Here is a 7,485-nt window from a genome sequence, read left to right on the forward strand (position 1 = left end):
GGCGCCACCACCTGGATCGAACTCATGTTCGAAACACTACCGCACACCCCCGACAACATGCCCGACAAAAACCCCACCTGTGCACAACCCGCCGCACCGGAGACCCGGTGATGGCCGCGTTGCGCCCCGGTCCGGGCGGGCGGGCGATGGTCCACGATCTTCGGGCTGTCGTGGATGCGATCGGCTACCTGACCCGATACGACATCCGCTGGCGGGCTCAGCCAGCAGGCAGCATCACCGTCTGTGAACAGGCTCTGAGCGAACCTGTGGGCATCGCCCGCGGTCGGTTAGCCCGTCAGCAACTCGGTAAGGCACAATCGACCGGATGTCGACACCGCAAGGCCCATCCGGTCGGCCCGGGCCATCACCGTCTGAATCGCCGACCCGCCGCATCCCCCAGGGCGGCCCGCCCAACCAACCACCGCCGCCGGCTGCCCGGCTGTCCGACCAGCCCGCTGCGACGACGTCCCGACACCGCTTTTTCGGCAACCCGGTGTCGATCCTTCTCGTCATCACCACCGTGGGGCTGCTGATCGTGGCGAGCCTGATCGGCGCCGAGCTCTATGCCCGCCATCTGGCCGACAGCAAAGTGGCCGCCGCGGTGTCGTGCGAGGTGCAAGACGGTGCCAAAGTGTCCTTCGCCGCCACGCCGCCGGTGCTGTGGCAAGTTCTCACCGGCCATTACACCAACATTTCGGTGCAGACGGCGGGCAATCAGGTGCGCGGCGTCAAAGGCATGCAGATCAGCCTGGACATCCGCGATATCCGGCTCCACAAAACCCCCGACTCCAAGGGCACCATCGGTGCGCTCAACGGCACCATCAGCTGGTCGTCAAACGGAATCAAGCAATCGATTCAGGACGCCATCCCGGTACTGGGCAGTTTCGTGACCAATACGGTGACCACCGACCCCAGCTCCGGGACCATCCAGCTGAAGGGGCTGATTGACAGCGCCACGGTCAAGCCGGAAATTGTCGACAACGGGCTGTCGCTGAAGGTGGTCAGCCTGACGGCGCTGGGGGCCAAGATGTCGACGGAGACTGTCCAGAAAAACCTGGACGACCTGACCTCCGAGGCCACCAAGGACTACCCCCTGGGCATCCACGCCGACAGCGTGCACGTCACCGATTCCGGTGTTCGGGCCACGTTCTCGACCAGCGATGCCACCATCCCGGCGTCGTCGCCGACCGGCCAGAACTGCTTCAGTGGGCTGTAACGGCAGTTCAGTCGAAACCGTCGAGCACCGCCCGGGTGGCTGACAGGCCCAACCGGGTGGCGCCGGCCGCCAGCATCGCGAGGGCGTCGGCAGCGGTGCGGATGCCGCCGCTGGCCTTGACTCCGAGCCGACCGCCGACGGCGTCGGTCATCACCGCGACGGCGCGCACCGACGCCCCGCCGGCGGGATGAAAGCCGGTCGACGTCTTCACGAAGTCCGCGCCGGCCTCCTCGGCGGCCCGGCAGACGGTGACCAGGCAGCGCTCGTCGCTCAGCGTCAGCAACACCGCGGACTCCACGATCACCTTGAGCACCGCGGCGGGTACCGCGGCGCGCACCGCGGCGATCTCCAACCGTACGGTGTCGACGTCACCGGCCACCGCGGCACCGATGTCGATCACCATGTCGATCTCACTTGCCCCGGACGCCACCGCCAGCGCCGCTTCCTGGGCTTTGACCTGACGAGGGTGCTTGCCCGACGGGAAACCCGCAACCGCGGCGACGCGCAGACCGGCACCACCCGCCCGGGCGGCGGCCGGCACCATGGACGGCGAGACACACACCGCGTAGGCGCCGAGTTCGACGGCTTCAGCAGCCGCGGCGGCGACGTCGGTGCCGGTGGCCTCCGGCTTGAGCAGGGTATGGTCGACGACCGCTGCCACCTGCCGGCGGCTCGGACGGCCCGTCATCAGAACGGTTCTTGCCGACCGCCCGGGTTACAGCCCGAGCGGATCATCTCGGCGTCGTCGACCACCGGCCGCCATGGCTCGAGATTCCAGCTGGTCTTGCCGGGCTGCACGAACTCGGCGATCTGCCAGTGGCAGACGAACTGCGCACGCATGCCGGGGGTATCGGCGTCGGGCGCCCGTGCCAGCACCTCCGTCCAGGCCTGGCCGGCGAAGCTCTCCGCTGTGCCGAGGTGTCGGGCGGCGGCACGGGCCGACGGGGTCGGATAGATCCGCAGGCTGGAACGTCGGTCCCCCGAACCCCAGGACACCCACTCGGTGTGGTCGACGAAAGGTGGCGCATAGGAGCCGCCGGCCGGCTCGGCAACACCGGGATCGGCCGACGCGGACGCAAGGCCCGGCAACGCCACCAACGCTGCCGCCAGGGCGACCGACCTTCGCATACCGTTAACGCGATTTACCTTGAACTTCACGTAGTTTGGGCCGGACGTCAGCCAGGTAGACACCCGCCGCGCACGCCGCGGCCACTATCCCGAACATGCCCAGAAACCAGTCCAGCGGCATCGCTGCACCGAGAATCGCCAACCACACCGGTTTGGTCAACTTGTCCGCGGCGGTGTAGGCATCGGGGCGCTGCGTCGCCGCGTCCACGAAGGCGTAGAGCGTCATGAATAAGACGCCGACCTGCACCGTGCTCAAGACTATCTGCACAAGGCTCACCCGGTAAGCCTATGCGGGCGGGCAGGCCGACGTCGACTCCGCGTCGGGATGCCGCGTCGCTCGGCCGGGCCAACGCGGCGCCGACACCCGCGCGTTACTTCTGGGTGACCTTCTTGGCGGGAGCTTTCTTGGCCGGGGTTTTCTTGGCTGCAGTCTTGACCGGGGCCTTTTTCGCGGGCTCCTTCTTGGCCGGAGTTTTCTTGGCGGGCTCCTTCTTGGGTAGCTCGATGCCCACCAGCTTGGCGGCACGCTCGCCGACCGCGCGGGTCTGCGACGCGACCGTGCCCAGCGCCTCCTGGGTCAACTCGACTGCCTGATCGACGTAGCCCTCGGCGCGCGCCGACGCGTCATCGAAGCTGGACTGGCTGCGCAGTCGCTCCAGCGCGGCCTCGCCGCGCTGGACCAGCTCGTTGTAGCGGTGTGTCGCGGCTTCCAGATAACCTTCCGCCGCCTTGCGAAGTTCCTCGGCGGTGAATCGTTCCCGCAGTTCGCGCAGCTGTTCGGGCAGATCCTCCTGCAGCCTGACCAGCCGCGCGCGGCTCTTCTGGACTTGGCTGCGGGTGTCGGAGCGGGTCTCTCCGGCACGCTCGCGCAGCTCGAGGAGCAAGTCGTTGACCGTCGCCAGCGCCAGATCGGCGGCGCCCAGCGCGGCGAGCAGCGGGGCCTTCAGGTCGTCAATGGTCGGATTGTCGGCCATGGTATTTCCTTTCTGGATGGTGTCTGGATGGTGCTGTTGGTGAGCCAGGTTTACGCAGGGGTGGTCTCCTCGCCGGTGGCCATGTTTTGCTGCACGAAGGATGTGTAGACATCGAGCAGCACCTGCTTCTGGCGCTCGGTGATCGCCGTATCGGTGACGATGGCGTCGCGTACTTCGCTCGTCGTGGCGGGCTCGAGGATCCCGGCCCGCACGTAGAGCACCTCGGCGGAGACCCGTAGTGCCTTGGCGATCTGGTTGAGCACGTCAGCGGACGGTTTGCGCAATCCGCGCTCGATTTGGCTGAGGTAAGGATTGCTGACACCGGCCTTTTGCGCTAACTGCCGCACCGAGACCTGCGCTGCCTCGCGCTGCGCCCTGATGAAGCTGCCGATGTCTGACGCGGCGGTGGACACCACTGCAGAAAGCTTGTCCTCATGTGGCATTGCTGGCTCCCTGCGTCGGACCGTCGGTGCTGACGGACACCACAGTACGGTCTAGTGCTAACTTTTGCAAGCAGTAGTTAGCAGGGACTAGAACAGCAGCTGTGCCACCGTGTAAATCACCAGACCGGCCAGCGACCCGACAACGGTGCCGTTGATCCGGATGAACTGCAGATCGCGACCCACATGCAGCTCGATCCGTCGGCTGGCTTCGGCGGCATCCCAGCGCTGGATCGTGTCGGTGATGATCGCGGTGATCTCCACCCCGTAGTGCGCCACCAGCTGTTGGACGGCCCGCACGATCCAGTCGTCGACTGTGTCACGCAGGTCGGCGTCGTCACGCAACGACTCGCCGAAGCGCACCACTGCGCCGGCGACCCGGGTGCGCAGCGGGCCACCCGGATCGTCTAAGGCACCTGGGCCTTCGAGCGCGAGCCGTTTGAACGTCTTCCAGGCCGCCGCGGCGGCGTTGCTGACCTCGGCGCGGGCCATCAGCTGCTCTTTGACCACTTCGGCGCGCGCGATCGTCGCCTCGTCGTGCTGCAGGTCGTCGGCGAAGGCGAACAGGAAGCGGGTCGCCGAACGCCGCAACTCATGGGACGGGTTACGCCGCACCTTGTCGGTGAAGTCCATCAACTCGCGGTGGATGCGGTCGCCGACCAGGTGGTCGATGAACCGAGGTGACCAGCTCGGCGAGTCCCGCTCCACCACCCGCTGGATGACCTCCCCGGCATTCAGCGACCACGCGAACGCACGGTCGGCCAACAGCTGGATCAGCGCTTCCTGCCGGTTCTCGGTCAGCAGGGTGGCCAGCACCCGGCCCAGCGGCGGTCCCCATTTCGGTTCGGCGATGCGCCGCACGATCATCCGGTCGATGACGTGCTGCGCGTCCTCGTCGCGCAGCTGTTGCACACCCACCCGCAGCACGGTCGCCGTCTCGGCGGCGACCCGCTCGGCGTGCGAAAACTCCGAAAGCCACTTGCCCAGCCGACTGGCAATCTGGGCATCGCGCACCTTGGTCGTCACCACCGGCGGGGACAGGAAATTCTCCCGCACGAACGTACCCAGTCCCTCTCCGAGCTGGTCCTTTTTGCGTTTGATGATCGCGGTGTGGGGGATGGGGATACCCAGCGGGTGGTTGAACAGCGCGGTGACGGCGAACCAGTCCGCCAGCGCCCCGACCATGCCCGCCTCGGCTGCGGCGCCGACGTAACCCACCCAGCCGGCGGCGGTGCCGCCGGCCTGCGCCCACCGGCACCCGAGGAACACCGCACTGGCGCCAACCAGGAAGCCCAGCGCGACCGCCTTCATGCGGCGCAGCGCCCGCCGCCGCTGCACGTCCGCCCGCGGATCGGTGGTAACGAAAGACTCGGCCAGCGATGCCGGCGTCCACTGCGATGGAGTCGGTCCCGCTGCCACCCTCCCATCATCGGCTATCTCCGCGATGAGTTAGTGCTAACGGCCACCGCCGCGACCCGGCCGCAACCGGAAACGTGCGCCGGTCGCCCGTAGAATCGGGGACGTCGAGTGAATGGGAATCCGCGATAGTGGAGAAGCACATAGTGCCCGGATCGGCCAAGACAGACGGCCGGAAGCGGCGATGGCATCAGCACAAGGTGGATCGTCGCAACGAACTGATCGACGGGACGATCGAAGCGATCCGGCGGCGGGGTCGCTTTGTGAGCATGGACGAGATCGCCGGCGAGATCGGGGTCTCCAAGACCGTCCTGTATCGCTACTTCGTCGACAAGAACGACCTGACGACCGCGGTGATGATGCGGTTCGCCCAGAAAACGCTGATCCCCAATATGGCGGCCGCCCTGTCGTCGAATCTGGACGGCTTCGAGCTCACCCGCGAGATCATCCGGGTGTACGTCGAAACCGTGGCGGCCGAGCCTGAGCCCTATCGGTTCGTGATGGCCAACAGCTCGGCCAGCAAAAGCAAAGTGATCGCCGACTCCGAGCGGATCATCGCCCGCATGCTGGCCGTCATGCTGCGCCGGCGCATGCTGCAGGCCGGGATGGACGTCGGCGGGGTGGAGCCGTGGGCGTATCACATCGTCGGCGGTGTCCAGCTGGCCACCCACTCGTGGTTGCTCGACCCGCGGATGAGCACCGCTGACCTCATCGACTACCTCACGATGCTGAGCTGGAGCGCGCTGTGCGGGATCGTCGAAGTCGGCGGATCGCTGGAGAAGTTCCGGGGACAGCCGCACCCGGCGCCGATCGTGCCGCCGCTACCCCGCTGAATCGGCGTTACACTCCCCGCATGCCCCCGGTGACGGCCCGCTCCCGGTTGCGCTCATGGTGGTATGCCCTGCGCACCACGAATCCCCCGCCCGACGGCCCGGTCGACGCCGTCACCCGCTGGATCGTCGTCACCCGCGCCGCGGTATTGCCGATGACCGTCGTGTCGGGTCTTGTCGCCGCGCTGCTGGCGGTGGGGCACCCCGGTCTGAACTGGCGACTGCTGGTACTGGCGATCGTCGGCATCACCCTGGCGCATATCGCCAACAACTTGATGAACGACCTCTACGACACCCGCACCGGCACCGACACCGCGGACTATCCGCGCGCTCTGTATGCCCCGCACCCGGTGCTCTCCGGGCTGGTCAGCCGCCGCACGCTGCTGATCGCGATCGCGGCGGTGAACCTGGCCGACCTGACGATCCTGATCGTGCTGACCTGGGCGCGCGGTTGGCCGGTGGTGGCGTTCGCGTTGTCCGGCTTCGTGCTGAGCGTCGCCTACACGGCACCGCCGGTGCGGTTGAAGAAGCGCGGCCTGGGCGAGCCCGACGTGCTGCTGGTCTGGGGTCCGCTGATGGTGTGCGGCACCTACTACGCCGGGGTCGGCACCGTCGACTGGTCGCTGGTGCTGGCGTCGTTGCCCTATGGACTGGCCTGCACGACGGTGTTGATGGGCAAGCACATCGACAAGATCGGGTACGACGAGCCGCTGGGCATCCGGACACTGCCGGTGATCCTCGGCGAAGCCCGTGCCCGCGCCGTCACGCTGGCGATGATGGTCGGTTTCTACCTGTTGGTTGCCGCGGCGGTGCTGGCCGGTGCGCTGCCGTGGCCGGCGCTGCTCGTCGTCGCGGCACTGCCCCGGCTGGCCAGAGTGTGGCCGCATTTCCGGCGCCCACCGCCGCAGGCGCCGCCGGACGGCTTTCCGGTGTGGCCGCTGTGGTACGCCGCACTGGCCTGGGTGCACACCCGTCAGGCGGGTGCTTTCTTGGTGGTCGGCTTGGCGGTCGGGGCGGTGCTGCGCACCCTGTGATTCCTAATATCGACCGAAAACCAGCGCGACGTTGTGGCCGCCGAAACTGAACGAGTTCTTGATCGCATAGTGGTAGCTACCCTGCCGGGGCTTTCCGGACACGACGTCTAGATCGATCTGCGGATCGCGGTTGCGCAGGTTCAACGTCGGGGGAATCGTGCCGTCCCGCAGGGCCAGCACGGTCAGGATCGCCTCGACGGCACCGACCGCGCCGACCGAATGACCGAGCGCCGCCTTCGGCGCATACACCGCCGGCCGGTGCCGGCCCATTGCCGTGTTGATCGCCTTTGCCTCAGCCAGATCACCGCTGCGGGTGCCGGTGGCGTGCGCATTGATGTGGTCGATGTCGGTGGGGCGTAGTCCGGCCAGCTGCACCGCCCGCGTCATGGCGTATCCGGCCCGCTCCCCGTGGGGGTCCGGGTTGACGATGTCATAGCCGTCGGAGGT

General features: G+C 67.4%; 9 protein-coding genes and 1 pseudogene. 3 read left to right on the top strand and 7 right to left on the bottom strand.

All coding sequences use genetic code 11. The features are described from left to right. Positions 1-325 precede the first annotated feature (325 nt). Positions 326-1,216, top strand: a complete 891-nt coding sequence (locus tag F6Q13_RS16310) for a DUF2993 domain-containing protein (protein WP_293058745.1) — start codon at positions 326-328, stop codon at positions 1,214-1,216. Positions 1,217-1,223: 7 nt separating this feature from the next. Here the strand turns inward: F6Q13_RS16310 and deoC are convergent, their stop codons facing one another. The 6 genes from deoC to F6Q13_RS16340 all read right to left on the bottom strand — a co-directional run bounded on the left by deoC (position 1,224) and on the right by F6Q13_RS16340 (position 5,195). Next, positions 1,224-1,904, bottom strand: coding sequence for a deoxyribose-phosphate aldolase (gene deoC / locus F6Q13_RS16315; RefSeq protein WP_293058747.1), 681 nt, complete (start codon positions 1,902-1,904; stop codon positions 1,224-1,226). Next, positions 1,904-2,344 (bottom strand): DUF2599 domain-containing protein, encoded by a 441-nt coding sequence (locus F6Q13_RS16320; RefSeq protein WP_293058749.1) that lies wholly within the window; start codon positions 2,342-2,344, stop codon positions 1,904-1,906. Before F6Q13_RS16320 ends, deoC begins: the two co-directional genes overlap by 1 nt. 4 nt (positions 2,345-2,348) lie before the next feature. Continuing rightward, positions 2,349-2,621 carry a DUF2516 family protein gene (locus F6Q13_RS16325; protein ID WP_293058752.1) on the bottom strand — a complete coding sequence of 91 codons (273 nt, stop codon included), beginning with the start codon at positions 2,619-2,621 and terminating at the stop codon, positions 2,349-2,351. A 94-nt stretch (positions 2,622-2,715) separates the two neighbouring features. Further along, the gene (locus F6Q13_RS16330) at positions 2,716-3,318 is read right to left on the bottom strand and encodes a heparin-binding hemagglutinin (protein ID WP_293058755.1); all 603 of its coding nucleotides are present in this window, start codon (positions 3,316-3,318) and stop codon (positions 2,716-2,718) included. A 50-nt stretch (positions 3,319-3,368) separates the two neighbouring features. Continuing rightward, positions 3,369-3,761 (bottom strand): helix-turn-helix domain-containing protein, encoded by a 393-nt coding sequence (locus F6Q13_RS16335; RefSeq protein ID WP_293058758.1) that lies wholly within the window; start codon positions 3,759-3,761, stop codon positions 3,369-3,371. 87 nt (positions 3,762-3,848) lie between these two features. After that, the gene (locus F6Q13_RS16340; protein ID WP_293058765.1) at positions 3,849-5,195 is read right to left on the bottom strand and encodes a DUF445 domain-containing protein; all 1,347 of its coding nucleotides are present in this window, start codon (positions 5,193-5,195) and stop codon (positions 3,849-3,851) included. A 110-nt stretch (positions 5,196-5,305) separates the two neighbouring features. Here F6Q13_RS16340 and F6Q13_RS16345 point away from each other — a divergent pair, with 110 nt between their 5' ends. Together F6Q13_RS16345 and F6Q13_RS16350 are read left to right on the top strand one after the other, a co-directional pair. Further along, the gene (locus F6Q13_RS16345; RefSeq protein ID WP_293058760.1) at positions 5,306-6,007 is read left to right on the top strand and encodes a TetR/AcrR family transcriptional regulator; all 702 of its coding nucleotides are present in this window, start codon (positions 5,306-5,308) and stop codon (positions 6,005-6,007) included. A 20-nt stretch (positions 6,008-6,027) separates the two neighbouring features. Next, positions 6,028-7,038, top strand: coding sequence for a prenyltransferase (locus tag F6Q13_RS16350; protein WP_293058763.1), 1,011 nt, complete (start codon positions 6,028-6,030; stop codon positions 7,036-7,038). Positions 7,039-7,041: 3 nt separating this feature from the next. On the opposite strand, the pseudogene F6Q13_RS16355 reads toward F6Q13_RS16350, so the two are convergent. Continuing rightward, a pseudogene (locus tag F6Q13_RS16355) lies at positions 7,042-7,485 on the bottom strand (beta-ketoacyl-ACP synthase); the annotation flags it as partial.

This window comes from Mycobacterium sp. (assembly GCF_008709575.1).
Lineage (GTDB): Bacteria > Actinomycetota > Actinomycetes > Mycobacteriales > Mycobacteriaceae > Mycobacterium.